The 25,138-nt window shown below is 72.1% G+C and carries 22 protein-coding genes; 14 read left to right on the top strand and 8 right to left on the bottom strand.

Annotated features, from left to right (window positions below; genetic code table 11):
* Positions 1–102 precede the first annotated feature (102 nt).
* Positions 103–873 carry an ABC transporter permease gene (locus tag ABT048_RS12790; RefSeq protein WP_350521378.1) on the bottom strand — a complete coding sequence of 257 codons (771 nt, stop codon included), beginning with the start codon at positions 871–873 and terminating at the stop codon, positions 103–105.
* Complete coding sequence (locus ABT048_RS12785; protein WP_350521377.1) at positions 870–1,796, bottom strand: ABC transporter ATP-binding protein; 927 nt, start codon at positions 1,794–1,796, stop codon at positions 870–872. Before ABT048_RS12785 ends, ABT048_RS12790 begins: the two co-directional genes overlap by 4 nt.
* A gap of 164 nt (positions 1,797–1,960) precedes the next feature.
* Between ABT048_RS12785 and ABT048_RS12780 the strand changes: the two genes are divergently transcribed.
* The 8 genes from ABT048_RS12780 to ABT048_RS12745 are packed head-to-tail and all read left to right on the top strand — an operon-like array spanning position 1,961 to position 8,760.
* Positions 1,961–2,803 carry a helix-turn-helix transcriptional regulator gene (locus ABT048_RS12780; protein ID WP_350521376.1) on the top strand — a complete coding sequence of 281 codons (843 nt, stop codon included), beginning with the start codon at positions 1,961–1,963 and terminating at the stop codon, positions 2,801–2,803.
* A gap of 9 nt (positions 2,804–2,812) precedes the next feature.
* Positions 2,813–4,228 carry a Fe-S cluster assembly protein SufB gene (sufB, locus tag ABT048_RS12775; RefSeq protein ID WP_350521375.1) on the top strand — a complete coding sequence of 472 codons (1,416 nt, stop codon included), beginning with the start codon at positions 2,813–2,815 and terminating at the stop codon, positions 4,226–4,228.
* 57 nt (positions 4,229–4,285) lie between these two features.
* Complete coding sequence (gene sufD / locus ABT048_RS12770; RefSeq protein WP_350521374.1) at positions 4,286–5,515, top strand: Fe-S cluster assembly protein SufD; 1,230 nt, start codon at positions 4,286–4,288, stop codon at positions 5,513–5,515.
* Positions 5,516–5,520: 5 nt separating this feature from the next.
* On the top strand, positions 5,521–5,838 hold the full coding sequence (locus tag ABT048_RS12765; protein WP_350521373.1) for a bifunctional 3-phenylpropionate/cinnamic acid dioxygenase ferredoxin subunit: 318 nt from the start codon (positions 5,521–5,523) through the stop codon (positions 5,836–5,838).
* A gap of 6 nt (positions 5,839–5,844) precedes the next feature.
* Positions 5,845–6,609: a Fe-S cluster assembly ATPase SufC gene (sufC, locus tag ABT048_RS12760; protein ID WP_196952639.1), complete on the top strand. Its 765-nt coding sequence runs from the start codon at positions 5,845–5,847 to the stop codon at positions 6,607–6,609.
* The gene (locus ABT048_RS12755; RefSeq protein WP_350521372.1) at positions 6,606–7,880 is read left to right on the top strand and encodes a cysteine desulfurase; all 1,275 of its coding nucleotides are present in this window, start codon (positions 6,606–6,608) and stop codon (positions 7,878–7,880) included. The genes sufC and ABT048_RS12755 overlap by 4 nt, the downstream gene beginning before the upstream one ends.
* 15 nt (positions 7,881–7,895) lie before the next feature.
* Complete coding sequence (gene sufU / locus ABT048_RS12750) at positions 7,896–8,348, top strand: Fe-S cluster assembly sulfur transfer protein SufU (RefSeq protein ID WP_350521371.1); 453 nt, start codon at positions 7,896–7,898, stop codon at positions 8,346–8,348.
* Between the two features lie 22 nt (positions 8,349–8,370).
* A complete protein-coding gene (locus ABT048_RS12745; RefSeq protein WP_350521370.1) occupies positions 8,371–8,760 on the top strand; it encodes a metal-sulfur cluster assembly factor in 390 nt (129 codons plus the stop codon).
* Positions 8,761–8,828: 68 nt separating this feature from the next.
* Here the strand turns inward: ABT048_RS12745 and ABT048_RS12740 are convergent, their stop codons facing one another.
* The 4 genes from ABT048_RS12740 to ABT048_RS12725 all read right to left on the bottom strand — a co-directional run bounded on the left by ABT048_RS12740 (position 8,829) and on the right by ABT048_RS12725 (position 13,882).
* Positions 8,829–9,521 carry a Uma2 family endonuclease gene (locus ABT048_RS12740; RefSeq protein WP_350521369.1) on the bottom strand — a complete coding sequence of 231 codons (693 nt, stop codon included), beginning with the start codon at positions 9,519–9,521 and terminating at the stop codon, positions 8,829–8,831.
* Between the two features lie 218 nt (positions 9,522–9,739).
* Positions 9,740–10,270, bottom strand: coding sequence for a GNAT family N-acetyltransferase (locus tag ABT048_RS12735; protein WP_350521368.1), 531 nt, complete (start codon positions 10,268–10,270; stop codon positions 9,740–9,742).
* Positions 10,267–11,568, bottom strand: coding sequence for a helix-turn-helix domain-containing protein (locus tag ABT048_RS12730; protein ID WP_350521367.1), 1,302 nt, complete (start codon positions 11,566–11,568; stop codon positions 10,267–10,269). Before ABT048_RS12730 ends, ABT048_RS12735 begins: the two co-directional genes overlap by 4 nt.
* Positions 11,569–12,547: 979 nt before the next feature.
* Positions 12,548–13,882 (bottom strand): MFS transporter, encoded by a 1,335-nt coding sequence (locus ABT048_RS12725; RefSeq protein WP_350521366.1) that lies wholly within the window; start codon positions 13,880–13,882, stop codon positions 12,548–12,550.
* 400 nt (positions 13,883–14,282) lie between these two features.
* On the opposite strand from ABT048_RS12725, the gene ABT048_RS12720 reads away from it, so the two are divergent.
* Positions 14,283–15,815 carry a hypothetical protein gene (locus ABT048_RS12720; protein WP_350521365.1) on the top strand — a complete coding sequence of 511 codons (1,533 nt, stop codon included), beginning with the start codon at positions 14,283–14,285 and terminating at the stop codon, positions 15,813–15,815.
* A gap of 25 nt (positions 15,816–15,840) precedes the next feature.
* Here the strand turns inward: ABT048_RS12720 and ABT048_RS12715 are convergent, their stop codons facing one another.
* The gene (locus tag ABT048_RS12715; protein ID WP_350521364.1) at positions 15,841–16,320 is read right to left on the bottom strand and encodes a VOC family protein; all 480 of its coding nucleotides are present in this window, start codon (positions 16,318–16,320) and stop codon (positions 15,841–15,843) included.
* A gap of 136 nt (positions 16,321–16,456) precedes the next feature.
* Between ABT048_RS12715 and ABT048_RS12710 the strand changes: the two genes are divergently transcribed.
* Together ABT048_RS12710 and ABT048_RS12705 are read left to right on the top strand one after the other, a co-directional pair.
* Positions 16,457–17,647, top strand: coding sequence for a hypothetical protein (locus ABT048_RS12710; protein ID WP_350521363.1), 1,191 nt, complete (start codon positions 16,457–16,459; stop codon positions 17,645–17,647).
* 273 nt (positions 17,648–17,920) lie between these two features.
* Positions 17,921–19,411: an alkaline phosphatase PhoX gene (locus tag ABT048_RS12705; RefSeq protein WP_350521362.1), complete on the top strand. Its 1,491-nt coding sequence runs from the start codon at positions 17,921–17,923 to the stop codon at positions 19,409–19,411.
* Positions 19,412–19,448: 37 nt separating this feature from the next.
* On the opposite strand, the gene ABT048_RS12700 is transcribed toward ABT048_RS12705, so the two are convergent.
* Positions 19,449–21,050 (bottom strand): PucR family transcriptional regulator, encoded by a 1,602-nt coding sequence (locus ABT048_RS12700; RefSeq protein WP_350521361.1) that lies wholly within the window; start codon positions 21,048–21,050, stop codon positions 19,449–19,451.
* A 145-nt stretch (positions 21,051–21,195) separates the two neighbouring features.
* Between ABT048_RS12700 and ABT048_RS12695 the strand changes: the two genes are divergently transcribed.
* The 3 genes from ABT048_RS12695 to pruA all read left to right on the top strand — a co-directional run bounded on the left by ABT048_RS12695 (position 21,196) and on the right by pruA (position 24,931).
* Positions 21,196–21,792: a PadR family transcriptional regulator gene (locus ABT048_RS12695; RefSeq protein ID WP_350521360.1), complete on the top strand. Its 597-nt coding sequence runs from the start codon at positions 21,196–21,198 to the stop codon at positions 21,790–21,792.
* The gene (locus ABT048_RS12690) at positions 21,789–23,114 is read left to right on the top strand and encodes an FAD-dependent oxidoreductase (RefSeq protein ID WP_350521359.1); all 1,326 of its coding nucleotides are present in this window, start codon (positions 21,789–21,791) and stop codon (positions 23,112–23,114) included. Before ABT048_RS12695 ends, ABT048_RS12690 begins: the two co-directional genes overlap by 4 nt.
* 188 nt (positions 23,115–23,302) lie before the next feature.
* A complete protein-coding gene (pruA, locus tag ABT048_RS12685) occupies positions 23,303–24,931 on the top strand; it encodes an L-glutamate gamma-semialdehyde dehydrogenase (protein WP_350521358.1) in 1,629 nt (542 codons plus the stop codon).
* The last annotated feature ends 207 nt before the right edge of the window (positions 24,932–25,138 follow it).

Below are 25,138 nucleotides of genomic sequence, written 5' to 3'. Positions count from 1 at the left end.
TCGGGGGGGGGGGCTCGCGCGCGCACCCCCCCGGGCGCGCCCCCACCCCCCCGCCGCCGGGGGGGGGGGGGGGGGGGGGGTGGCGGGCGCCGCAGGCGCGGCCTACTCCCAGCGGAAGAGACGGGCGGCCGCGGCCAGGCCGAGCACGGCCCAGCCGGCCAGGATCCCGAGGTCCGCCCAGGGCACCCCGGCACCCGTCTGCAGCACCGAGCGCAGGCCGTCCGAGAGCGCCGAGATCGGCAGCAGCTCCAGCACCGACCGCACGGCGTCGGGGAACCGGCTCAGCGGCACGATCACCCCGCCCGCGAGCAGCAGCAGGATGAACACCAGGTTGGCGCCGGCCAGCGTGGCCTCGGCCTTCAGGGTGCCCGCCATCAGCAGGCCGAGCCCGGAGAAGGCGGCGGTGCCGAGGACCAGCAGCGCGGCCACGCTGAACGGGTCGCCGTGCGGGGACCAGCCGAGCGCCAGCGCGATCACCGTCAGCAGCGCGACCTGCAGCGCCTCGGTGACCAGCACGCAGCCGGTCTTGGCGGTCAGCAGCGCCCAGCGCGGGAGCGGGCTCGCGCCGAGCCGCTTCAGCACGCCGTAGCGGCGCTCGAAGCCGGTCGCGATGGCCTGCCCGGTGAACGCCGTCGACATCACGGCCAGCGCGAGCAGGCCGGGGGCCAGGAAGTCGACCCGCTTGCCCGGGCCCTCCACCGCGACGATGTCCACCGCGGAGAACAGCACCAGCAGCACGGTGGGGATGACCACGGTGAGCAGCAGCTGCTCGCCGTTGCGCAGCAGCATCCGGGTCTCGAACGCGGTCTGCGCGAGCAGCATCCGGCCGACCGGCGCTGCGCCCGGCTTCGGGGCGTAATCGGTGGCACTCACGATCGGAGCTCCCGTCCGGTCAGGTCGAGGAAGACGTCTTCGAGGCTGCGGCGCTGCACGGACAGCCGCTCGGGCAGGACGCCGGAGGCCGCGCACCAGCCGGTCACGGTGGCCACCAGCTGGGGGTCGACGGGTGCCTCGACCCGGTAGTTGCCGGGGGCGGTCTCGACGGCGATGGCGCCCTCGGGCAGCTCCTTGAGCAGCGGGCCGAGGTCGAGCCCGGGCGGGCCGTCGAAGCGCAGGGCGCTCTCGGCGCCGCCGCGGCACAGCTCCTCGGTGGTGCCGTCGGCGATCACCCGGCCGCGGTCCACGATCGCGACGCGGTCGGCGAGCTGCTCGGCCTCGTCCATGTGGTGGGTGGTGACGACCACGGTCACGCCGTCCCGGCGAAGGTCGCGGACCAGCTCCCAGGTGGCGCGGCGGGCCTGCGGGTCGAGGCCGGCGGTGGGCTCGTCCAGGAAGACCAGCTCGGGGCGGCCGACCACGGCCATGGCCAGGGCGAGCCGCTGCTGCTGGCCGCCGGACAGCCGCCGGTAGGTGGTCCGGCCACAGGAGCCGAGGCCGAGGCGCTCGACCAGCGCGTCCACGTCCAGCGGGTGGGCGTGCAGCTTGGCGGTGTGCCGCAGCATCTCGACGGCGCGGGCACCCGCGTACACACCACCCGACTGCAGCATGACGCCGATCCGGGGGCGCAGCGCGGCGTTCTGGGCGACCGGGTCGAGGCCGAGCACGCGGACGGTGCCGGCGTCGGGGCGGCGGTAGCCCTCGCAGGTCTCGATGGTGGTGGTCTTGCCGGCGCCGTTGGGGCCGAGGACGGCGGTGATCGCGCCGCGTGCGATGGTGAGGTCGAGGCCGTCCACCGCGGGCTTGTCGCCGTAGCGCTTGACCAGCCCGGCGATCTGGACCGCGGGTTCGGAGTGCATACCGGCGAGTGTAAGAGGCGCTCACGAACCGGCCGTACGGCGGCCTCGATGATCGTTTCGGCTGGTCAGGTAAGGCTTACCTGCGTGATCGATGACACCGGTGAGGCATGGATCACGGCTTGTCCCGACGGAAGTAATTACGCAACACTGGTGTTGTGAAAAACATGCGCGAGCACGCCCAGCAGCAGGAGGCCGAGTCGGCCTCCCACTGCGACGTGCCCGTGACGGCGGCCGAGGTGCTGCTGGAGGGCCACCGCGCCACCCGGGACCGGGTCGCCCGGTCGATCCTGGACCACGGCCCGTCCTCCGCCGCCGACCTCGCGAGCCGGCTCGGCCTCACCGCCGCCGCCGTGCGCCGCCACCTGGACGGACTCACCGCCGCCGGCCTGGTCGAGTCCCGCGAGCAGCGGGTCTACGGCAGCCGCGGCCGGGGCCGCCCGGCCAAGGTCTTCGCCCTCACCGACGGCGGCCGGGACGCCTTCTACCAGGCGTACGACCAGCTCGCCGCCGACGCCCTGCGCTGGATCTCGGACTCGGTGGGCGGCGGCAAGGCGGGCGAGGAGGCCGTCGCCGCCTTCGCCCGGGCCCGTTTCGGCAAGCAGGGCGAGAAGTACCTGGAGGCGCTGGGCCGGGCCGGGGCGGGGGAGCGCACCGAGGCGCTCGCCGAGGCGCTCAGTGCCGACGGGTACGCTGCCACGGTGCGGCGTGTCCCGTCGGCCGCGGCGAAGGCCCCGGCGGGCGCCCAGCTCTGCCAGCACCACTGCCCGGTCGCGCACATCGCCGAGCAGTTCCCGCAGCTCTGCGAGGCGGAGACCGAGGTCTTCTCCCGGCTCCTGGGCACCCATGTGCAACGGCTGGCCACCATCGCCCACGGCGACGGGGTCTGCACCACCTATGTGCCGGCACCCGGTGCCGCATCGTCGCCCGCCCGGGGTTCCGCGGGCCGCGGCTCCGATGCAGTGCCGACTGCCGGTACGTCCACCGAAGATTCTGCGTCCGCGCGTTAGGAAGCTCGCATGACTGACACCGTTTCGCACCCGGAGCTTGAGGGCCTGGGCAACTACGAGTACGGCTGGGCCGACCCGGACGCCGCCGGCGCCGTTGCCAAGCGCGGGCTCAGCGAGGAGGTCGTGCGCGACATCTCCGCGAAGAAGAGCGAGTCCGAGTGGATGCTGAACCTCCGGCTCAAGGGCCTGAAGCTGTTCGGCAAGAAGCCCATGCCGACCTGGGGCTCCGACCTCACCGGCATCGACTTCGACAACATCAAGTACTTCGTCCGCTCCACCGAGAAGCAGGCCGAGTCCTGGGAGGACCTGCCGGCGGACATCAAGGCCACCTACGACAAGCTCGGCATCCCGGAAGCGGAGAAGCAGCGCCTGGTCGCCGGTGTCGCCGCCCAGTACGAGTCCGAGGTCGTCTACCACCAGATCCGCGAGGACCTGGAGGAGCAGGGCGTCATCTTCCTGGACACCGACACCGCGCTGCGCGAGCACCCGGAGCTGTTCAAGGAGTACTTCGGCACCGTCATCCCGGCCGGTGACAACAAGTTCGCCGCGCTGAACACCGCGGTGTGGTCCGGCGGCTCGTTCATCTACGTGCCGAAGGGCGTGCACGTCGACATCCCGCTGCAGGCCTACTTCCGGATCAACACCGAGAACATGGGCCAGTTCGAGCGGACGCTGATCATCGTCGACGAGGACGCCTACGTCCACTACGTCGAGGGCTGCACCGCGCCGATCTACTCCTCCGACTCGCTGCACTCCGCGGTCGTGGAGATCATCGTCAAGAAGGGCGGCCGCTGCCGCTACACGACCATCCAGAACTGGTCGAACAACGTCTACAACCTGGTCACCAAGCGCGCCGTGGCGTACGAGGGCGCGACCATGGAGTGGGTCGACGGCAACATCGGCTCCAAGGTCACCATGAAGTACCCGGCCGTCTACCTGATGGGCGAGCACGCCAAGGGCGAGACCCTGTCGATCGCCTTCGCGGGCGAGGGCCAGCACCAGGACGCCGGCGCCAAGATGGTGCACATGGCGCCGAACACCTCGTCGCACATCGTCTCCAAGTCGGTGGCGCGCGGCGGCGGCCGCACCTCCTACCGCGGTCTGATCGAGATCGGCGAGGGCGCGCACGGCGCCAAGTCCAACGTGCTGTGCGACGCGCTGCTGGTCGACACCGTCTCCCGCTCGGACACCTACCCGTACGTGGACGTCCGCGAGGACGACGTGTCCATGGGCCACGAGGCGACCGTCTCCAAGGTCAGCGAGGACCAGCTGTTCTACCTGATGAGCCGCGGTCTGACCGAGACCGAGGCCATGGCGATGATCGTCCGCGGCTTCGTCGAGCCGATCGCGCGCGAGCTGCCGATGGAGTACGCGCTGGAGCTCAACCGGCTGATCGAGCTGCAGATGGAGGGCGCGGTCGGCTGACGTCCAGCCGCCACCGCCGTCCACCGATTTCCGAGGAAGAGAGCACTACGAACAGCCATGGCTGAGCAGAACACCACCGGCTCCACCACCGCCGGGTCGATCGAGGTCGGCACCGCCGGCGCGGGCGCGCAGCTCGCCGGCCCCGGCACCGGCCGTGCCACGGTCCAGCAGCCGATCGACGCGCGCGTCGCGGTCAAGCCGTCCTTCGACGTGAACGACTTCCCGGTGCCGCACGGCCGCGAGGAGGACTGGCGGTTCACCCCGCTGCACCGCCTCGGCGGGCTGCACGACGGGACCGCCGCCCAGGCCGAGAAGGGCGAGGACAAGGTCGAGTTCACGCTGCCGGACGGCGTCACCGCCGAGACCGTCGGCCGCGACGACGCCCGCCTGGGCAAGGCCGGTACGCCGGTGGACCGGGTCGCCGCGCAGGCGTTCAGCGCCTTCGAGCAGGCCCTGGTGGTCACCGTCCCCAAGGACGCGGTGCTGACCGAGCCGGTCAGGATCGACGTGCGCGGCGAGGGCGGCGTCCGCTTCGCCCACGTGGTGATCGACGTCAAGCCGTTCGCCGAGGCCGTCGTGGTGCTCAACCACGCGGGCACCGGCACCCGGGCCGCCAACGTCGAGCTGCTGGTCGGCGACGGCGCCAAGCTCACCTTCGTCTCCGTCCAGGACTGGGAGCGCGACGCCGTCCACGTCGCCCAGCACAACGCGCTGGTCGGCCGGGACGCCACGTACAAGTCCGTGGTCGTGACCTTCGGCGGCGACCTGGTCCGCCTGCACCCGCGGGTCAACTACGCGGGCCCCGGCGGCGAGGCCGAGCTGTTCGGCCTCTACTTCGCCGACGCCGGCCAGCACCTGGAGCACCGCCTGGTGATCGACCACGACACGCCGCACTGCCGGTCGAACGTGGCGTACAAGGGCGCACTGCAGGGCCAGGACGCGCACGCGGTCTGGGTCGGCGACGTGCTGATCCGCGCCGCCGCGCTCGGCACCGACACCTACGAGCTCAACCGCAACCTGGTGCTCACCGACGGCGCCCGGGTCGACTCGATCCCGAACCTGGAGATCGAGACCGGCGAGATCGTCGGCGCCGGCCACGCCTCGGCGACCGGCCGCTTCGACGACGAGCAGCTGTTCTACCTGCAGGCCCGCGGCATCCCGGCGGACGAGGCCCGCCGCCTGGTGGTCCGCGGCTTCTTCGCCGAGCTGCTCCAGCAGATCGGCGTGGCCGAGGTCCAGGAACAGCTCATGGAGAAGATCGACGCAGAGCTGGAAGCGGCGGTCTGAACGCGATGACCTTCCTCCGTGCCTGCGCGCTGAGCGACCTCCAGGAGGACGTGCCCAAGCGCGTGGACCTCAACGGCGTGCCGGTCTCCGTCGTCCGCACCGACGAGGGGGTGTTCGCCGTGAACGACATCTGCTCGCACGCGAACGTCTCGCTCTCCGAGGGCGAGGTCGAGGACTGCATGATCGAGTGCTGGCTGCACGGCTCCAGCTTCGACCTGCGCACCGGCAAGCCCTCCGGCCTGCCCGCCACCAAGCCGGTCGCTGTCTACCCCGTAAAGATCGAAGGGGACGATGTGCTCGTCTCCGTCAACCAGGAGTCCTGAGTACACATGGCAACCCTTGAAATCCGCGACCTGCACGTCTCCGTCGAGGCCGAGAACGGCCCGCGCGAGATCCTGAAGGGCGTCGACCTGACCGTGAAGCAGGGCGAGACCCACGCCATCATGGGTCCGAACGGCTCCGGCAAGTCCACCCTGGCCTACTCGCTGGCCGGCCACCCCAAGTACACCGTCACCGGCGGCTCGGTGCTGCTGGACGGCGAGGACGTCCTGGAGATGTCCGTCGACGAGCGGGCCAAGGCCGGTGTCTTCCTGGCCATGCAGTACCCGGTCGAGGTCCCCGGTGTCTCGGTCAGCAACTTCCTGCGCACCGCCGCCACCGCCGTCCGCGGCGAGGCCCCGAAGCTGCGGCTGTGGGTGAAGGAGGTCAAGGAGGCGATGGCCGCCCTCCAGATGGACCCGGCCTTCGCCGAGCGCAACGTCAACGAGGGCTTCTCCGGCGGCGAGAAGAAGCGCCACGAGATCCTCCAGCTGGAGCTGCTCAAGCCGAAGATCGCGATCCTCGACGAGACCGACTCCGGCCTGGACGTCGACGCGCTGCGCATCGTCTCCGAGGGCATCAACCGGGTCCGCTCGACCGGCGAGGTCGGCACCCTGCTGGTGACCCACTACACCCGCATCCTGCGGTACATCCAGCCCGACTACGTCCACGTCTTCGCGGGCGGCCGCATCGTCGAGTCCGGCGGCGCCGAGCTGGCCGACAAGCTGGAGAACGAGGGCTACGAGGCGTACGTGAAGGGGGGCGCATCCGAGTGACGCATGCCCATGAGCGTTCGGGCCTGCCGGGTCTGCTCGACACCGACGCGATCCGCAAGGACTTCCCGGTCCTGCAGCGGCTGCTGCACGACGAGAAGCCGCTGGTCTACCTGGACAACGCGGCGACCTCGCAGAAGCCGCGCCAGGTGCTGGAGGCGCTGACCGCCTACTACGAGCGGCACAACGCCAACGTCCACCGCGGCGTGCACGTGCTCGCCGAAGAGGCCACCGCGCTGTACGAGGGTGCCCGCGACAAGGTCGCGGCGTTCGTCAACGCGCCGAGCCGCAACGAGGTGATCTTCACCAAGAACGCCTCGGAGTCGCTCAACCTCGTGGCCAACATGCTCGGTTGGGCCGACGAGCCGTACAAGGTGGACGCCGACTCCGAGATCGTCATCACGGAGATGGAGCACCACTCCAACATCGTCCCGTGGCAGCTGCTCTCGCAGCGCACCGGCGCGAAGCTGAAGTGGTTCGGGCTCACCGACGAGGGCCGGCTCGACCTGTCGAACATCGACGAGCTGATCACCGAGAAGACCAAGGTCGTCTCCTTCACCCTGGTCTCCAACCTGCTCGGCACCGTGAACCCGGTCGAGACGATCGTCCGCAAGGCCCAGTCGGTCGGCGCGCTGGTCGTCATCGACGCCTCGCAGGCCGCGCCGCACATGGTGCTGGACGTGCAGGCGCTGGAAGCCGACTTCGTCGCCTTCACCGGCCACAAGATGCTGGCCCCGACCGGCATCGGCGTGCTCTGGGGCCGCCAGGAGCTGCTGGAGGACCTCCCGCCGTTCCTCGGCGGCGGCGAGATGATCGAGACCGTCACCATGGGCTCGTCCACCTACGCCCCGGCGCCGCACAAGTTCGAGGCCGGCACCCCGCCGATCGCCCAGGCGGTCGGGCTCGGCGCGGCCATCGACTACCTGCAGGGCGTCGGCATGGAGAAGATCGCGGCGCACGAGCACGCGATCACCGCGTACGCCGTCGAGCGGCTGCTGGAGGTCCCCGACCTGCGGATCATCGGCCCGCGCACGGCCGTGGACCGCGGTGCGGCGATCTCCTTCACCCTCGGTGACATCCACCCGCACGACGTGGGTCAGGTGCTGGACGAGCAGGGCATCGCCGTGCGCGTCGGCCACCACTGCGCGCGGCCGGTCTGCCTCCGGTACGGAATTCCGGCGACCACGCGGGCGTCGTTCTACCTGTACTCGACGCCGGGCGAGGTCGACGCGCTGATCGACGGCCTGCACCACGTCCGGAACTTCTTCGGCTGACGGGACGCGCAGGACATGAAGCTCGACTCGATGTACCAGGACATCATCCTGGACCACTACCGCAACCCCCACGGCAAGGGGCTGCGGGACGGCGACGCCGAGGTCCACCACGTCAACCCGACGTGCGGCGACGAGATCACCCTGCGGGTGAAGCTCGACGGCGCGACCGTCGCCGACGTCTCGTACGAGTCCCAGGGCTGTTCGATCAGCCAGGCGAGCGCCTCGGTGCTCAACGACCTGGTGGTCGGCAAGAGCGTGGGCGAGGCGCAGGCGGTCCAGGAGGCCTTCCTGGAGCTGATGCAGAGCAAGGGCCAGGGCGAGGGCGACGAGGAGGTGCTGGAGGACGCGGTCGCGTTCGCCGGCGTCTCCAAGTACCCGGCCCGGGTCAAGTGCGCCCTGCTCAGCTGGATGGCCTGGAAGGACGCCACCGCCCAGGCGCTCGCCCAGCACCCCGCCGTGAACGACTGATCCCGCAGAGGAGGACAGAACCATGAGTGACGAGAGCACCACTGACGCCACGGCCTCCACTGCGGAGGAGCAGACCGGCATCATCGTCGGCACCACCGCCGGCACCGTCTCGGTCGAGGACCTGACCGAGGCCCTGATGGACGTCGTCGACCCCGAGCTGGGCATCGACGTCGTCAACCTGGGCCTGATCTACGGCATCCACATCGACGAGTCCGACGTGGCCACCATCGACATGACGCTCACCTCGGCGGCCTGCCCGCTGACCGACGTCATCGAGGACCAGGCGAAGACCGCCACCGACGGCCTGGTGAAGGACCTGCGCATCAACTGGGTCTGGATGCCGCCGTGGGGCCCCGACAAGATCACCGACGACGGCCGCGAGCAGCTCCGCGCCCTGGGCTTCAACGTCTGAGATCCCCCGATCGTCAACCTGCTGCCGCGCGAATCCTCCGGGTTCGCGCGGCAGCGGCGTTTCCGCGCCTACGCGCTCCACGCCTTCCAGGCATCCGTGCCGATCTCGACCCCGAACGGTTCCGGCAGTCGGACGGACTCGCCGAACTCCCACTCGCCCAGCACCTCGTGCGTCCCGTCACCCCGGTTCGGCTCGCCGAACAGCGTGACGCCGGGCCGTCGCGGGTCGCGGTCCACCAGCAGGTAGTACGGCACCCCAGCCCGCGCATACCCGTGCCGCTTGGCACGACGATCGTAGTGCGCGCTGAGAGGCGCGGTGACCTCAGCTACCAGACTGATCTCCTCCGGGCGGAGGTGCCGATCCTTCGCCTCCGGCAAAATCGCCGATTCCACCTCCGAGGCCGTCATCACAAGGTCCGGAACATAACCGTCCCCGATCTCCGCAAGGTCGAGGCCGACAGTCTGCACCGCCCGCCATGGATAACTCGGGTTCGTGAATTCGGCGCGGAACACCGCTTCTTGAATGTCCGAGACGGTCGCAGCATGGCCGTAACTCGGATGAGGCGTCACCACGAACTCTCCACCGATCACCTCGACCCGCAGGACTTCGGACAACCGCAGGTGCTCGTCGAGTTCGCCACGAGCCCACAGCGCATACGGCGACTCGGGCAGGACCCAGTGCCCAGACGCGACGACGGACGACATGCCCCCACCCTGGCGGCCCGTCGGCAGATACACCGCCGTTGCACGGATCTTCTCCACGAAGGGAGGAATCGCGGCAGGAAGGTTGACGAAGGAGCCACGGAATCGAAGCCCGCCCGCCGGCCCACGGGAGCGGGAACCTTCCCAGTACGGCCGTGCTCCCGAAAGGGCACCAGGATGACGCAGCGGACCTACTACACCACAGGCGAGCGCATCAAGCTTCTACGCGGCGAGCACGGCAACATCGGCGTCCACTACCAGGCGCCGCCGCCCCAGGCTCAGTGGATCGGGCGGATCATCGCGGTCAGCCGGGGCGAGTTCGGAGAGGGCTGTTGGGCGTTGAACGCCTGGTAGCCCCAGGTCTCGTAGAGCCGCTGGACTTTGCCGTCCCCGGCGAGCGGGTTGACCAGAAGGGTGACACGGGCCTCAACGCGGCGGCGCAGCAGGTCGTCGTGGATCCGGCGGGCGGCTCCCGTGCCGCGCCAGCGGGTCCGGACGCCGATTTCCTTGATGGCCAGAGCCGGGGCCTCGGCGTAGCCGTCCGGAAGGGGCTCGGTCATGCGCTTCCAGTACCGGTCGCCCGCCTCGATCGTGTTGCCGTAGGCGTAGCCGACCGGTACCTCTCCGTCGTAGCCGAGGACGAGCGCGAAGCCGGGCTCGGTGGCATGCCGGTCGAGGCGTTCGGAGAACACCTCGACGCGGTAGTTCGGCAGGTGCAGCAGGGGGGCCCGCACATCGGCGTACACGTCCAGCAGGTCCTGCCGGGCCTCGGGGGGCAGGGTGGTGTGGTGGCGGAGTTCGACGGTCACGCGGTGGTCCTCCAGCTGTTGCGGGCGTATGCCTCCCAGGTGCGGTCTGGGCCACTGCCGCCGGCCAGCGTGTGCAGCGAGGTGCCGAAGGCGGCCAGCATCCGGGTGACGCGGGGGTGTGCGAAGTCCTCGGCCGGGACGGACATGGCGGTGGCGACCGCGGGCTCGAAATCGCCCTGCCCGAGCTGGGCGCGGGCAAGCCGGACGGTGGTGATCGCTCGGGACCTCTGCATGGTGTCGCGCCGCCGGACGATGCTGCGGTGCGCGTGTGCTTCCGCGTCCTCCCAGTTCCCGGCTGCGAGATGGGCGGCGAGGGCGAGCGAGTCGAGTTCGGACTGGTCGTAGAAGGCGGTGATCCACACCGGTCGGGAGACCTCAAGGTCGGCTCGATTGAGGGCGTCCTGTGCGTGCCCGATGGACCGGCGGACCGCGTTGGAGTCCCCGGTCAGGCCGTGGATCGCCGCGTGGCGGGCGTGTCCGAGAGAGGCGAACAGCGGGTCGCGTCGGGCGATCGGTAGGCTGCGGGCGACCTCATTGGAGGCGAGCGCGTCGCCTGCCTGCCCGAGGTGCCGGTACAGGCTGCCTGCGTGGGACCAGATGCGGAACTGGATGCCGGAGTCGCCGGACATCGCCGCGAGGGTGGCAGCCTTCTGGTGGTGTTCGAGGGCTGCGTCGAATCGGCGGCCGTCGATCGCGGCCCACATCGCCGAGGACATGAACGATGCCGCGCACGCGTACAGCTGGGCCCGAACCCGCTGGGTCGCGGTGCCGGTCTTCTGCAGGTCGAGGGCTTCCTCGGCGAGCGCGGTCGCCCTGGTCTCGATGCTGAGCCGACCGCCGTGGCGGTGGTCGCTGGCGATGACCTCGGCGAAGCGGGCCTGCAGTCTCCGTACGTCACCGACGCCGATCCGACCACTCGATGCCACGGCAGGGGGGCTTACGAGCACGGTCACGGCCGCGCCTCCGGCCGCCGCTATGAAGTCGCGTCGCCTCACGTCGTCCTCCGTCGTGGTGCGGGCCCGCCCAGTCGGGACGAAGCCCAGGTCTTCGGGCGTACATGCGAATACTGCCCTGAGTGCGAGGCGGATCTTCACCGGCGGCCACCGGGTCGCGCCGGTCAACCAGTTGTGCACCGTGCGCTCTGACACGGAGCCGAGCTTCCCCGTGAGGGTCCTGATCTCGGTGTTCACTTCGCGTGCCAACTCGGCCTTGGTCATGCGGCGTTCGGACATCCGGAGGCGGAGCGGGACATTGGCCAGCATGAGGTCAACGTAGTCGTGCTGCCACGCGCCGTGCATGCGGCCAGGTAATGGGACGGTCAAGTTTTCCGGTCGGAATGAGACCAGAATGCCATCAACTTTGCCTCACTGTAAGGCTTGTGACTGTCGTTCACTGAACGCACGTCACCCGCACCGGGCGGCCCCCCGGCGCAGGATCCCGCCCCGATCCCCATTCACGTAGGAGAGCTCCATGGCTGCTGCGCCGCCGCAAAGCCCCCGTCCGGTCACGCCTCCGCTGCCGACCGGCCCGACCTTCGACCAGGAGCTGTGCCGGCTCGTGCTCGACACTGCACCCCGCCTGTTCGCCGTCGTCCAGGTTCGGGGCGAGGGTCTCCCGGACGTCGATGGGTGGGTCGCGGCCTGGGGACGCCGACCACAGCGGGCGAGCGCACGTCATCAGCATCGACGGGCAGGCGCGATTGACCCTCACGTCTCCTGACCGGGCCTTACGCCACTTCGCCGGGCGGCCGGGGATCACTGCGCGGCTGGTCTGGCTCGCACAGCCGAGTGCAGCAGCAGTGGATCGGACCGAAGTCGCCTGACCTTGACGTGCTGGCGCGAGGGGCTACACGGCCCGCGGACTCCTCGCCGACCTCCTCTCCCGCTCCGGGGCAGAGGTGGCAGCCACAGGCGCCGCGAGAGTCCGAACCGCCCTGCGCTCCGCCATGACCGGTGGTCGGTCTGCACGCTTCGCCCACTGAGACACGCTGTCCCAGCGGTCGGACTGACTCCGGTAGGACGGGCCCTTTCGCTTCCGGCGAGGAATCGCCCTGCCCCGCCCTCGCCGAGCGCCGTCTGGCCGGGCGGCGCTCGGTGAGGTCCGGGGTGGGCACCCGCCGAGAGGCGGGTGGGGGGGTGGATGGTGGGGAACGGCGGTGGACCTGCTCACCGAAACAGATGGCGTGCGGGTGTTCACCCGGCGGTGGGTGAAGAGGAAACGCCGCTGCCCGGGGCTCCTGTGGGAGTCCCGGGCAGCGGCGTTCGGTGTTCGTGGGGGTCAGGCCGTGCGCTTGGGCTTGCGGGCGACGGCCACGGCCAGGGCGGTGCAGAGGACGGCGGCGACGGTGGCGAAGCCGCTGACGGCGGGCAGGAGGCCGTACTGCTGGACGAGGGCGCCGACGGCGATGATGGGGGCGGAGCTGCCGAGGTAGACGATGATCCACAGGGCGCTCAGCTCGGAGCCGCGGCGTTCCGGGTTCATGGCCGCGACGGCGCTGGTGAACAGGGAGCGGAAGGCCACGCCCTGGCAGATGCCGCCGAGGACGCTGCCGATGAACAGCAGTGCCGGGGTGCCGGTGTACCCGGCGGCGACGACCAGGCCGAGGCCGGTGGCCAGGCCGGTCATGCCGAGGGCGATCACCGTGCGGTCGGCGGTCGGCGGGACGACGAGCTGGGCGGCGGCCGAGGAGCCGAGCAGCAGGGCGGCCACGATCGCGCCGGTCAGGTGCGAGGGCGTGTGCAGCAGCTTGGCCGAGAAGGCCGGGGCGAGGGCCAGGTAGACGCCGAAGACGCCGTACGAGATGAAGCCGGCGCCGGCGGCGAGCAGGAACTCGCGGCGGCCGGTGCGCGGCAGCCGCAGGCGCTGCGGGCGCAGGTGGGCCGGGGTGGTGATCCGGGGCGGGGAGGCCGGCGGGCGGTTGCGGCCGGGCATCCGGGGGTGGACCAGCGCCAGCGGCACGCAGAGCGCGAGGAGCGCGATGGCGTGCAGCAGGAACGGCGTGAGCAGCGGGTCGGCGCCGTCGGCCAGCAGGGAGCCGACGATGGGGCCGAGCGCGACGCCGCCGGCGGAGCAGGCCAGGGTGAGCTTGGCGGCCAGTGTCGGGTGGTCGGGCAGCAGGTCGCCGAGGGCGGCCCCGGCGGCGCCGGTGGACAGGCCCACAGCGATGCCCTGGACCGCCCGGCCGGCGGCGAGCTGCCAGAAGCTGCCGGAGGTGGCGAAGACGACGTCGCCGGCGGCGGCCAGGGCGACGGCGGGCAGGATCAGGGCCCGCCGGCCGAGGTGGTCGGACCAGTGGCCGACGACGGCCAGCACCGGGACCAGCGCGAAGACGTAGATCGTGAAGAGGATCGTGGTGTCGAGCGGGCCGAGTCCGAGGCGCTGCTGGAGGAGCGGGTAGATCGGCGTCGCCAGGTTGGCACCGATCAGCATCAGCAGCAGGGCGGCGGCCACCAGGCCGACGCGGACTCCGCGCATCGCGTTCCAGCGGCTGATCGCGGAGAGCTGGAGCTGGGCGCGCGGCGCGAGCTCCAGGGGAAGCAGGGCCTCCGACAGTCGGCGTCCGTCGAGCTGCGCGGTGCGCAGGCCGGAGCCGGCGGGGGAGAGGTCCGCCATGTGAGGGGTCTCCTGTGGCAGGGCACCACCGGGGTCGGCGGGGTATGCCGGCGCGCCCGTCCTGAGGCGCTGTGGTGGTGGCCGCGGTGCGGGGCTCCCTGGTGGAGCGGATGAGCTGAGAGAGGGGGCTTCGTTGCCCGGCGGCCCGCGCGGGGTGTGCACGGTACCAATGCGAAGGATAAGGGGTGGGCGCGTGGATGCGGCGCGCGCCCCTGCGTGCGCCCCTTGCGGCCGGGCATCGGGGGTGCCACACCTATACGCTGAGGTGGTAGATCGGTACGCGGAGCTGTTTGGGCTGACCGCTGGCTGAGGGAGAGCGCAAACGATGGCCGGACGACGTCGGAAGAACGCCGGGGCTACAGGGGGAGAGGGAGCTGCCGAGGCGGTCCTGCCCGCCGACATGGAGCTGCAGGATCTCTACGGGGCGTTCGCCGCGCACGGTCTGGACGACGAGGACCTGGACGACGCGGCCGTCCTGGTGCCGCCCGTCAAGCTGCCCGCCGAGGAGGAGCTGGCCGAGCAGGCGAAGGCCGTCCCGATGTTCGGGTACGCGCTGACGCTGGCCCGCTGGGCGGCCCCGCACCGGGCGGTGGACGAGTTCGGCGACCTGGTCGAGGAGGACCGCGCCCCCGCCGCGCGGCTGCTGGGCCTGGCCCCGGCCGAGGGCGAGGTGCCGGAGGAGGCCGAGGTCGAGGCGCTGCGCGCCTGGTCGCTGGCCTGCGACCTGGACCTGGTGGAGCTCGGCACGACCGCGGAGGGCGAGCACGTCGCCGTCCCCGGGCCGGACCTGGAGCCCGCCGAGCAGGGCGATCCGGAGACCGTCCTGGAGCTGTGGCTGACCGCCGCCGGGATCGTCCGGGAGCTGGCGGTGGAGGCGGACTCGATGCCGGAGGAGGGCACCGAGGAGGCGACGGCCGAGGAGGACGAGGACGGCCTGAACGAGGTCGAGGAGGCCCGGGACGAGGCCGCCGAGCTGCTGGACGAGGCGCTGCAGGTGCTCTACGAGACCACCGCCTTCGCCGACCCCGGCAACGAGACCGTGCCGCTGGGCGTGCTGGCCGCGCTGCTGGTGGTGCCGGAGGGCGAGGAGCCGAGCGAGGAGCTGCTGGGCGACATCACCGACGTGATGGTCGCGCTGGACCCGATGCTGGGCGACCTGGCCGAGCTGGGCCTGCTGGAGTACCGCCCGATCGACCCGGAGCTGTTCGACGAGGAGGAGGGCGAGGAGCCCGCCGTCGTCGGCGAGGAGCCGCTGGACGAGGAGGAGTCGGCCCGTTTCGGCCTGGTCCGGCTCACCCCGCTCGGCCAGTACGGCATCCGGCAGTGGCTGCTGGAGGACGGCTACGACGCGCCGCTGGTCGGCGAGCTGGCCCAGGGTGACGCGGCCGAGCTGCTGCGCGCGGTGTGCGAGTCGGCCAACGTGCTGCCGGAGGAGGAGCTGCGGGTGTGGACCGCGGGCCGGGAGCCGGTGGCGGCGGCGCGCGAGCTGCTCGCGGCGGCGCGCGGCGACGACGCGTACGGGCCGCTGCGGCGGATGCTCTGCGTCTCCGCGCTCGACCTGCTGGGGGCGGGCGCCGAACCGGCCGTCCGGGAGGTGCTGGACGACCCGGAGCTGGGCGGTGCGGCGCGGGCCTGGCTGACCGCGCAGGGCGCGACGGACGTGCCGGTGCCGACCCGGGCGATGACGCTGTGGACGGTGGTCGACACCTTCGCCGCCCAGCTGCTGGACAGCGGCGGTGACGCCGCGCTGCTGCGCGAACTGGTCGCCGACCTGCCGGTGAAGGGCGATACGGCGACCTGGTTCGGCGAGCTGTGGCGGGTCGACCACCCGTACACGGCGGACGTCCTGGAGGCGATCGGGGAACTGCACCTGGACCGGGCGGTGGCCAAGGAGGCGCGCAAGGCGGCCTTCAAGGCCCGTTCGAGGAACTGAGGGGGCCCGGAGCGGACCCGGGGGTCTACTCCGGGAGGTCCAGCGAGCCGTCCTCGGTGAAGGGGAAGAACGGGTTGTGGGCCAGCTCCCAGAGGTGGCCGTCCGGGTCCTCGAAGTAGCCGGAGTAGCCGCCCCAGCTCGTCGGGACCGGCGCCTTGACCACCACGGCGCCGGCCTCGACGGCCGTCCTCATCGCGGCGTCCACCAGCGCGGGGGACTCCAGGTTCACCGCGAGGGTGACGCCGCGGAAGGACGGCTCGCCGGCGGCGGGGATGCCCGCGTCGGCCGCCAGCTCGTCGGTGGGGAAGAGACCGAGCGCCGAGTCGGCGGTGCGGAACCAGACGATCTCCGGGCTGGAGGCGGTGGAGCGCCGCCAGCCGAGGCCTTCGTAGAAGCGGGCGCTGCGGTCGAGGTCGGAGACGCCGAGGGTGACGATGCTGATCCTGGCGGGGAAGCCGTCCGGCGCCGGGCCGGCGCCCGCGGTGGTGCTGCTCTGTGCGGTCATGCGGCCAGGTTAGGGAGGACGGCTGACAACCGGGTGCCCTGACACGGCCACCACCCCCGTCCGGCAGTCGGGCTGATGACCCGGCAGCTGCGGGCACGTAAGGTGGCGTCAGCGGTGCGGGCGCGAGGAGTCGGGGGTGCGGCACAGGATGGTGCGGGAGAGCGGCGGCAGGCCCCAGGAGTGGAACACCGGGCCCTCGGGCCGCGCCCCGGTCCCGGACCGGTCGGGCCCGGAGGGCCGCTTCGCCGACCAGGAGGACTTCTCCCGCCGGACCCTCGCCGCGGTCGACTTCCCGGTGTACGGCGTGGCCTCCGGCCCGGGCCGCACCGGCGAGGCACTGGCCGCCTTCGAGACCTCCGGCGGCGTGCTGCGCTGGGTCGAGGTGCTGTGCGGCGACTGGCGTTCGGCGGCGGGCCCGTACGTGACGGTGCGGACGTACCGCCCGGGCGCCGAGCGGTGCGAGCCGCTGCCCGAGCTGGAGGACGTCGTCGAGGACGAACGGGACCGCGTCTACGAGCAGTTGGGCGTCGACGAGGGCGACGGGCCGGGCCGGGTACGGGCGCTGCGCGCGTGGATCACGGTCGACGGCGAGCCGCGCGCCGTGGAGGTGCACGAGGACCGGCCGGTGCTGCGGCCGGGGGCCGCGGCGGCCGAGGGGCCCGGGGCGGTGTGGGCCGGGCGGCTGCGGATCGGCGGGCTGACCGTGACGGTCTGCGGGCGCGGGGTGGACCCGGGCGGGGTGGAGCTCGGCGGGATCGGCGACTTCGAGCGGTACCTGAGCGGGCGCACCGACCTGCTGCGCGACCTCGCCTCCCGGCGGGCCCGGTACGTGCCGGTCGAGGAGCGCGAACTGCCGCCCGTCGTCGGGCTGGAGGCGCACCGGTCGCTGATCGCGCAGAGCATCGCCGAGACCGCCGCGATCGAGGCGCAGGTCCGGGCCGGGCGCACGCCGCGGCTGCCGCGCGGGCTGCGCGGGGACGCCTGCGCGGTGCGCTGGGAGGCGGCGGTGCGCCAGCAGATGCGGCTGGCCACCGAGACCCGGGAGGAGGCCGCGGCGGCGGTGACCTCGATGGTCAACCACCTCAACCGGCTGTCCCGGCAGACGCACTGGCTGGTGGGCACGGCGGAGGGGGAGGCGGCCGTCGAGGAGGTCGTCCGGTACACGGTGTTCGCGAGCGAGGTGGCGAGCCTGCCCGCGCAGCGGGCCTGGGCGCAGCTGTGGCGGGAGCGGCCCGCCGGGGGAGGGGCCGGGGTGTGGGAGGAGCACCGGCTGGCCGAGCAGCTGTGGCTGGCGGCCTGGGAGCAGTGGCGGGCGGCGCGGCGCTGAGCCCGGCGGGCCGGGGCCGGGAGTGCGGAAGCCGGGTCGGGAGTGCCGTGGCGGCCGGGGTCGGGAGTGCCGTCCGACCGGGGCCGGGAGTGCCGTGACGGCGGGCGGCTTCTGACGATGTCTTGGCAAAGCGGAGGTCATGCGAAGGTCATCGGTCGGCAAATGGCCGCCCGGATGTGAGGTGGGCGTCATGCCGGGTTCACCCGCCCGGCGGAGCCTGCTGGGCGTCGGCATCCCGCCCCGACGCCCGCTCATCCTTCAGGAGTTGCTGCCATGTCGCTGTCCCGCCGGGACTTCGTCAACCGTTCCACCCTCGTCGGGGCCGGCGTGCTGATCGCCGGCAGCGCCGAGGCCCTGGCCAGTGCCCCCGGTGCGATCGCCGCCCCGGCCGGTGGCGAGGCTCCGGTCGCGGCGGCCGCCGGGACCAACGCGGCCGGTGGCACCGCCGTCGGCTACGGTCCGCTGGCGCAGGACCCGGCCGGACTGCTGTCCCTGCCGAAGGGCTTCTCGTACAAGGTCCTGAACCGGGCCGGCGTCACCAAGCTGCGCACCGGCGAGTTCACCCCGAGCAACCACGACGGCACCTCCGCCTTCGAGGACGAGCACGGCGGCAACTTCATGGTCGTCAACCACGAGCTCTCCGGCGCCCGCGCCAACTGGCCGCACCCGGTGCCGCTGACCGAGGGCCACGTCTACGACCCGGGCGCGGCCGGCGGCTGCACCATCGTGCACGCCAAGCGGGACGGCTCGGTCGAGCAGTGGGTCGGCATCGCCGGCACCGCCACCAACTGCGCGGGCGGCGTGACCCCGTGGGGCACCTGGCTGTCCGGCGAGGAGACCGAGGACAAGGCCGGCAAGAACGGCTTCACCAAGGACCACGGCTACATCTTCGAGGTCGACCCGTTCGACGACGACTACAACCGGGACCCGCAGCCGGTGAAGGCCTTCGGCCGCTACGCGCACGAGGCCGTCGTCGTGGACCCGAAGCGCGGCCAGGTCTACCTGACCGAGGACGCCTCGAACCCGAACGGCCTGCTGTTCCGCTGGACCCCGCCGGCCGGTTTCAAGCACGGCCGCTACCAGCTGCGCAAGCTGGCCGCCGACGCCGGTGTGCTGGAGGCCTTCAAGGTCTTCGACGCGCAGGGCAAGTTCGTCGACGACCTCTCCCGCGCCACCAAGGTCGGCACCACCTACGGCGTGGACTGGGTCAAGGTCCAGGACCGCGACGCCGCGACCGTCTCCGTCCGCAAGCAGTTCAAGGACGGCGAGGTCACCCGCGCCCGCAAGCTGGAGGGCATGTGGTGGGGTGACGGCGGCTTCTACTTCGTCTCCAGCTTCGCCCGCTCGGAGAGCCCGTTGCAGCACGACGGCCAGGTGTGGTTCTACAACCCGGCCCGCCGCACCATCACCCTGAAGGTCCTGCTGGGCGTCAACACCGACGTCTGGGGCGACCACGACAACTTCGACGGCCCGGACAACATCACCGTCTCGCCGTACGGCGGCATCGTGATCTGCGAGGACGGCGAGGGCGTCTCGCACCTGTTCGGCGCCACCGAGGACGGGCTGGTCTACCCGATCGCCCGCAACGAGCTGAACATCGGCACCGCCGAGAAGCCCGAGTTCAGCGAGTTCACCGGGGTGACCTTCTCGGACGACGGCAAGACCCTGTTCGCCAACATCCAGACCCCGGGCATCCAGCTGGCCATCACCGGCCCGTGGCGCCGGCTGAACGAGCACAAGCGCGGCCAGGGCTACGGCGAGTGACGCACCGTCCGTCCTGACCCCGTCGGCTGCCCGTGGACTACTCGTCCGCGGGCAGCCGCAGTTGCAGCATCGCCAGCAGCCGCTGCTGCGGCTGGGCGAGGTCGATGCCGGTCAACTGCTCGGCGCGGCGCACCCGGTAGCGCAGGGTGTTGGGGTGGATGTGCAGGGCGTCCGCGGCCACCCGGACCTCGCCGAGCGCGTCCAGCCAGGCCAGCACCGACTCGGCCAGCCGGGTGCCGTGCCGGCGGTCGTACTCGGTGAGCGCGGTGAGCCGCGGGTCGCGCAGGCCGGTGCGCTCCTGCAGCAGCGCGACCATCTCGCTGACCAGTACCTCCGCCTGGACGTCGATCAGTGCCGCGACGTCGAGGTCCACGCCGCCGCGGCCCATCGCGTCCAGGATGCGGTCCGCCTGCGCGCGGGAGTCGGGCACCTGGGCCAGGCCGTCGACGGTCGCGCCGATCGCCGCGCGCAGCGTGACACCGAGGTGCTCCCGGGCCGCCGTGACCACCTCGGAGGCCCAGCCGCGCACGGTCGTCATCGGCAGGCCCGGCGGCAGCTCGGGCAGCAGCACGTACACCCGGGACTCGATCGGGGCGAGCAGCGCGGTGCGGTGCCGGGCGGCGGTGTGCACCGAGATCAGGCCGGTGACGTCGGAGCGGTGCAGCGCCTCGGTGGTGTGCGCGCCGTACGCCAGTACGGTGGCCGGGCGGCGCAGGTCCAGGCCGAGGTGGGTGGCGAGGGACTGGGGGCCGGTGGAGCCCTCCAGCAGGCCGGTGAGCAGCGTCTGGGTCAGCCGGACGTCGGCGGACAGCTCCCGGCGGCGGCGCACCAGCTGGGCGGCCGCGACGCGGGCGGCGCCGACCAGCGCCTGCTCGGCCAGCGGGGCCAGCGGCTGCGCGCCCTCCTGCACCCAGATGGTGCCGAGCGGCTGCGCCCCGGCCCGGATGCCGACGGCCAGGCGGCGGCGCAGGCCGAGCTCGGGGTGCGGCTCGACCGCGATCGGGGCGTCCGAGCTGCGCAGGTGCTGGAAGATGCCCCACTCGCGGAGCTTGGACAGGTACGGCTCCGGGCCCTGCCAGCCGAGGATGGAGAGCCGGCGCAGGTCGTCGACCTCGTCGGAGTCGGAGGAGCGGGAGTAGGCCAGCACCCGGCTTGAGGTGTCCTCGATGGAGACGATGCCGTTGGTGAGCACGGCGACGGTCTGGGCGAGGGAGAAGAGGTCGCCCGCGTTGGGCTCGGGGGAGCCGGGCGCGTCCGGCGCGTCCGGGCCGGCGATGATCGCCCGGGCCAGCGAGTCGAGGTGCTCCCAGCGGGTCTCCCGGCGCACCGAGAGCAGGGCCACGCCCGCGTCGGTGGCGGCCTCGCGCAGCGCGTCGGCCTGGCCGGGGCCGTCCAGCTTGACCGCGACGGCGGCGGCACCGGCCCGGCCGGCCGCGCGCAGGGCGGGGAGGGCGGCGCGGCCGCGGGCGCCGATCGCGAGGACGAGTTCGCCGGGGGAGGCGGTCGGCGGGTCCTCCGGGTCGAGGATCGCGACGTCGCGCACCGGGACGTCCAGGCCCAGCGGGGCGGCCTGCAGTTCGACCAGGGGTTCGCCGAGGGACATCAGCAGTTGACGGAGCGGCAGGCCGGGTGTGCTCACTCAGGCCTCCTTCATCCGCTCGGACAATGCCGTGTGGTTGATTTTAGCCGGACGGACAGAGTCGTGGTTCGTCGATCCTGAATAGTTGACTCTGACTATCCGAGAATGGATAGTCAGTACTGACCAAGTGATGAGGAACGTTCTCATGGCGAAGCGACGCAAGGTGTCGAACCCGCTGGCCCTCGCGGTCCTGGCCGAACTCGGAGCCGAGCCGATGCACCCGTACGAGATGGGGCGACGGCTCAAGGAGCACGGCAAGGACCGCAACATCAAGTACAACCGCAGCTCGCTCTACATGGTCGTGGAGCAACTGCGGAAGGCCGGGTTCGTCGCCGAGCAGGAGACCGTCCGCGACACCCAGCGGCCGGAGCGCACCGTCTACGCCCTCACCCCCGAGGGCCAGACGGAGCTCCTCGACTGGATGCGCGAATGGATCGCCGAACCGCAGGAGGAGTACCCGGCCTTCGGGGTCGCCCTCTGCCTGCTCGTGGTGCTCCCGACCGAGGAATCGGCCGACCTGCTCGGCCGGCGGCTGGAGGCGCTGGACGCGCGGATCGACGACTCGCGCGCCCAGCTGCGCAAGGCCGTCGAGATGGACGTCCACCCGATGTTCGTCGTCGAGGAGGAGTACGCCCTCGCGTTGCTGGAGGCCGAGCGCCGCTACACCGAGAACCTCATCGGACAGATCGGGGAGCCGGACTTCAACCGGACCCTGCAGGAATTCATGAGGAGCCTGGAATGAGCACCACCGGCACCACCGGCACCACTGGCACCACCGGCAACACCGGCAACACAGGGACCGCCCGGAAGGCGCTGGTCATCGGCGGCGGCATCGCCGGACCGGTGATGGCGCTGGCACTGCGCAAGGCCGGCATCGAGCCGGTCGTCTTCGAGGCGTACGGCAGCTCCGCCGAGGGCGTCGGCGGCACCTTCATGATCGCCCCCAACGGGCTCGGCGCCCTGGCCCTCGTCGGCCTGGAGGAGGAGGTCGGCCGGATCGGGCAACCCGTCGGGCCGATGGTGATCGAGGACGGCAAGGGCGGCGTGCTGGCCGAGTTCTCCGGCCTCGCCGACCTGCCGCGCGGCCGGCTGATGCGCCGCGCCGAGCTCTACGAGGTGCTGCAGCGGCGGCTGCAGGAGACCGGCGTCGAGGTGCACTGGGGCAAGCGGCTGGTCGGCGCCGAGGAGGGCACCGACGGGGTCACCGCCCGGTTCGCCGACGGCAGCACCGCCACCGGCGACCTGCTGATCGGCACCGACGGCACCCGCTCCACCGTCCGCACCCTGATCGACCCGGCCGCGCCCGCCGCGCAGTACACCGGACTGCTCGGCGTCGGCGGCTACAGCTCCCACCGGCTGCCCGGCCGGGCCGGACGCGGCGAGTCCGTCCACTTCGCCAACGGCGCCCGCGCCTTCTTCGGCTACTGGGGCCTGGCCGACGGCAGCGGCACCGCCTGGTTCAGCAACATCCCGCAGCCCGAACCGCTGGCCCCCGAGGAGGCCCGCGCCGTCGGCATGGCGGAGTGGCTGCGCCGCTGCCGCGAGCTGCACTCCGACGACGTGCCCGCCCGCGAGGTGCTGCGGATGGCGAACGTGGAGACCATGGACGTGTTCCCCCGGCTGGAGATCATGCCGTCCGTGCCGCGCTGGTACCGCGGCCGGATGGTCCTCGTCGGGGACTCGGTGCACGCCCCGTCCAACAGCTCGGGCCAGGGCGTCTCGCTGGCCGTCGAGAGCGCCGTCGAACTCGCCCGCTGCCTGCGCGACCTGCCCGACCACACCGCCGCCTTCGCCGCGTACGAGGCGCTGCGCCGGCCCCGGGTCGAGAAGATCGCCGCCGACGCGGCCCGCACCAACAGCCAGAAGTCCTCCGGGCCGGTCGGGCGGATGATGTTCCGGCTGGTCGCGCCGATCGCGATGCGGACCTTCATGAGCCCCGAGAAGATGCTCCGGCCGGTGCACGGCTACCGGATCGACTGGGACCGCCGGGTGGCCCCGGTCGCCCTGGACGGCACGGGTGCGGGCGCGACGGGCCGTCACGGGCGGGACAAGCGCGCGGCCTGACCGCGGGCGTGGGGCCGACCGTGACCGCGGCGTGACCCCCTTCGTCGGGCCGGACAACGCCGTACGGGGGAATTTAGCCGCCCGGCCAATCAAGTGGGTCGGTGGCCAGGAATAGCGTTCGTGCTGTGGCCGGCGTGCGACCCGCGCCGGCAATCCCCCCGCATTGAACGAAGGAGAGCGTGCGCTCTATGGACGCTGTGACCCAGGTCCCCGCGCCGGTGAACGAGCCGGTCCACAGCTACGCCCCCGGGAGCCCCGAACGGGCCCGTCTGGAGGCCAAGCTGAAGGAGCTGGGCGGCCAGGAGCCGGTCCAGCTGACCATGACGATCAACGGTGAGCGCCGGATGGGCGGCGGCACCGAGATCCACGTCGTCCAGCCGCACAACCACGCGGCTCGGCTCGGCACCCTGCGCAACGCCACCCAGGCCGACGCGCAGGACGCCATCGACACTGCCCTGGCCGCTGCCCCGGCCTGGCAGGCGCTCTCCTTCGACTCCCGCGCCGCGATCTTCCTCAAGGCCGCCGACCTGCTGGCCGGCCCCTGGCGCGAGACCCTGGCCGCCGCCACCATGCTCGGCCAGTCCAAGACCGCGCAGCAGGCCGAGATCGACACCCCCTGCGAGCTGGTCGACTTCCTGCGCTTCAACGTGCACTTCGCCCGCCAGATCATGGCCGAGCAGCCGATCTCCTCGGACGGCGTGTGGAACCGCAGCGACCACCGCCCGCTGGAGGGCTTCGTCTACGCGATCACCCCGTTCAACTTCACCGCGATCGCCGGCAACCTGCCGACCGCGCCCGCGCTGATGGGCAACGTGGTGCTGTGGAAGCCGTCCCCGACCCAGCAGTACTCCGCGCACCTGCTGATGCAGCTGCTGGAGGAGGCCGGCCTGCCCAAGGGCGTCATCAACATGGTGACCGGCGACGGCCTGGCCGTCTCCGACGTCGCGCTGAAGCACCCGGCGCTGGCCGGCATCCACTTCACCGGCTCCACCGCCACCTTCCAGCACCTGTGGCGCGAGGTCGGCACCAACATCTCGCAGTACCGCACCTACCCGCGGATCGTCGGCGAGACCGGTGGCAAGGACTTCCTGGTCGCCCACCCGTCGGCCGACCCGAAGGTCCTGAAGACCGCGATGACCCGCGGCGCCTTCGAGTTCCAGGGCCAGAAGTGCTCCGCGCTCTCCCGCGCCTACGTCCCCGCCTCGCTGTGGGCCGGGCTGAAGGACGAGTTCGCGGCCGAGGTCGAGGGCCTCACCATGGGCGACGTCACCGACCTGTCCAACTTCATGTCGGCCGTCATCGACGACCGCGCGTTCGCCAAGAACAAGGCAGCGATCGACCGCGCCCAGGCGGACTCCTCCGTGGAGGTCCTCGCCGGCGGCACCTACGACGACTCGGTCGGCTACTTCGTCCGCCCGACCGTCCTGGTCTGCCAGGACCCGGCGAGCGAGTACTTCAAGGACGAGTACTTCGGCCCGATCCTGGCCGTGTACGTCTACGAGGACGAGAAGTACGACGAGATGCTGGCCCAGATGGAGTCGGTGTCCCCGTACGGCCTGACCGGCTCGATCATCTCCCAGGACCGCGCGGCGGCCCAGGACGCGATGCACAAGCTGCGCTTCGCGGCCGGCAACTTCTACATCAACGACAAGCCGACCGGCGCCGTCGTCGGCCAGCAGCCCTTCGGTGGCGGGCGTGCCTCCGGCACCAACGACAAGGCCGGTGCCAAGCAGAACCTGGCGCGCTGGACCTCGACCCGCTCGGTCAAGGAGACCTTCGTCCCGCCGACGGACTACCGCTACCCGCACATGGGCTGACACGCCCCGTGCCGACCACACGGCTCGTCCAGTAGCCACCGGTCACCCGCGACGCCCGGCCCCGCAGCCGGGCGTCGCCCCGCCGGGGCGGCGGCCCCCCCCCCCCCCACCCCCCCCCCCCCCCCGCGGCCCCCCCCCGGCACACCCCCGCCCTGGGGGCACCTTCGGCGGGTCCGCCCTATAGCGGGCCACCCGGGGCCCCCGGGG

Origin of the sequence: Kitasatospora sp. NPDC096140 (assembly GCF_040303045.1) — a bacterium.
GTDB lineage: Bacteria > Actinomycetota > Actinomycetes > Streptomycetales > Streptomycetaceae > Kitasatospora.
This window is presented reverse-complemented; position numbering and strand designations above follow the sequence as displayed.

What these genes read in the sequence shown, in the direction of transcription:
- ABT048_RS12785 (WP_350521377.1), bottom strand. Translation starts at nt 1,796, where the DNA reads ATGCACTCCGAACCCGCGGTCCAGATCGCCGGGCTGGTCAAGCGCTAC.
- ABT048_RS12780 (WP_350521376.1), top strand. Translation starts at nt 1,961, where the DNA reads ATGCGCGAGCACGCCCAGCAGCAGGAGGCCGAGTCGGCCTCCCACTGC.
- sufB (WP_350521375.1), top strand. Translation starts at nt 2,813, where the DNA reads ATGACTGACACCGTTTCGCACCCGGAGCTTGAGGGCCTGGGCAACTAC.
- sufD (WP_350521374.1), top strand. Translation starts at nt 4,286, where the DNA reads ATGGCTGAGCAGAACACCACCGGCTCCACCACCGCCGGGTCGATCGAG.
- ABT048_RS12765 (WP_350521373.1), top strand. Translation starts at nt 5,521, where the DNA reads ATGACCTTCCTCCGTGCCTGCGCGCTGAGCGACCTCCAGGAGGACGTG.
- sufC (WP_196952639.1), top strand. Translation starts at nt 5,845, where the DNA reads ATGGCAACCCTTGAAATCCGCGACCTGCACGTCTCCGTCGAGGCCGAG.
- sufU (WP_350521371.1), top strand. Translation starts at nt 7,896, where the DNA reads ATGAAGCTCGACTCGATGTACCAGGACATCATCCTGGACCACTACCGC.
- ABT048_RS12745 (WP_350521370.1), top strand. Translation starts at nt 8,371, where the DNA reads ATGAGTGACGAGAGCACCACTGACGCCACGGCCTCCACTGCGGAGGAG.
- ABT048_RS12730 (WP_350521367.1), bottom strand. Translation starts at nt 11,568, where the DNA reads ATGCACGGCGCGTGGCAGCACGACTACGTTGACCTCATGCTGGCCAAT.
- ABT048_RS12725 (WP_350521366.1), bottom strand. Translation starts at nt 13,882, where the DNA reads ATGGCGGACCTCTCCCCCGCCGGCTCCGGCCTGCGCACCGCGCAGCTC.
- ABT048_RS12720 (WP_350521365.1), top strand. Translation starts at nt 14,283, where the DNA reads ATGGAGCTGCAGGATCTCTACGGGGCGTTCGCCGCGCACGGTCTGGAC.
- ABT048_RS12715 (WP_350521364.1), bottom strand. Translation starts at nt 16,320, where the DNA reads ATGACCGCACAGAGCAGCACCACCGCGGGCGCCGGCCCGGCGCCGGAC.
- ABT048_RS12705 (WP_350521362.1), top strand. Translation starts at nt 17,921, where the DNA reads ATGTCGCTGTCCCGCCGGGACTTCGTCAACCGTTCCACCCTCGTCGGG.
- ABT048_RS12695 (WP_350521360.1), top strand. Translation starts at nt 21,196, where the DNA reads ATGGCGAAGCGACGCAAGGTGTCGAACCCGCTGGCCCTCGCGGTCCTG.
- ABT048_RS12690 (WP_350521359.1), top strand. Translation starts at nt 21,789, where the DNA reads ATGAGCACCACCGGCACCACCGGCACCACTGGCACCACCGGCAACACC.
- pruA (WP_350521358.1), top strand. Translation starts at nt 23,303, where the DNA reads ATGGACGCTGTGACCCAGGTCCCCGCGCCGGTGAACGAGCCGGTCCAC.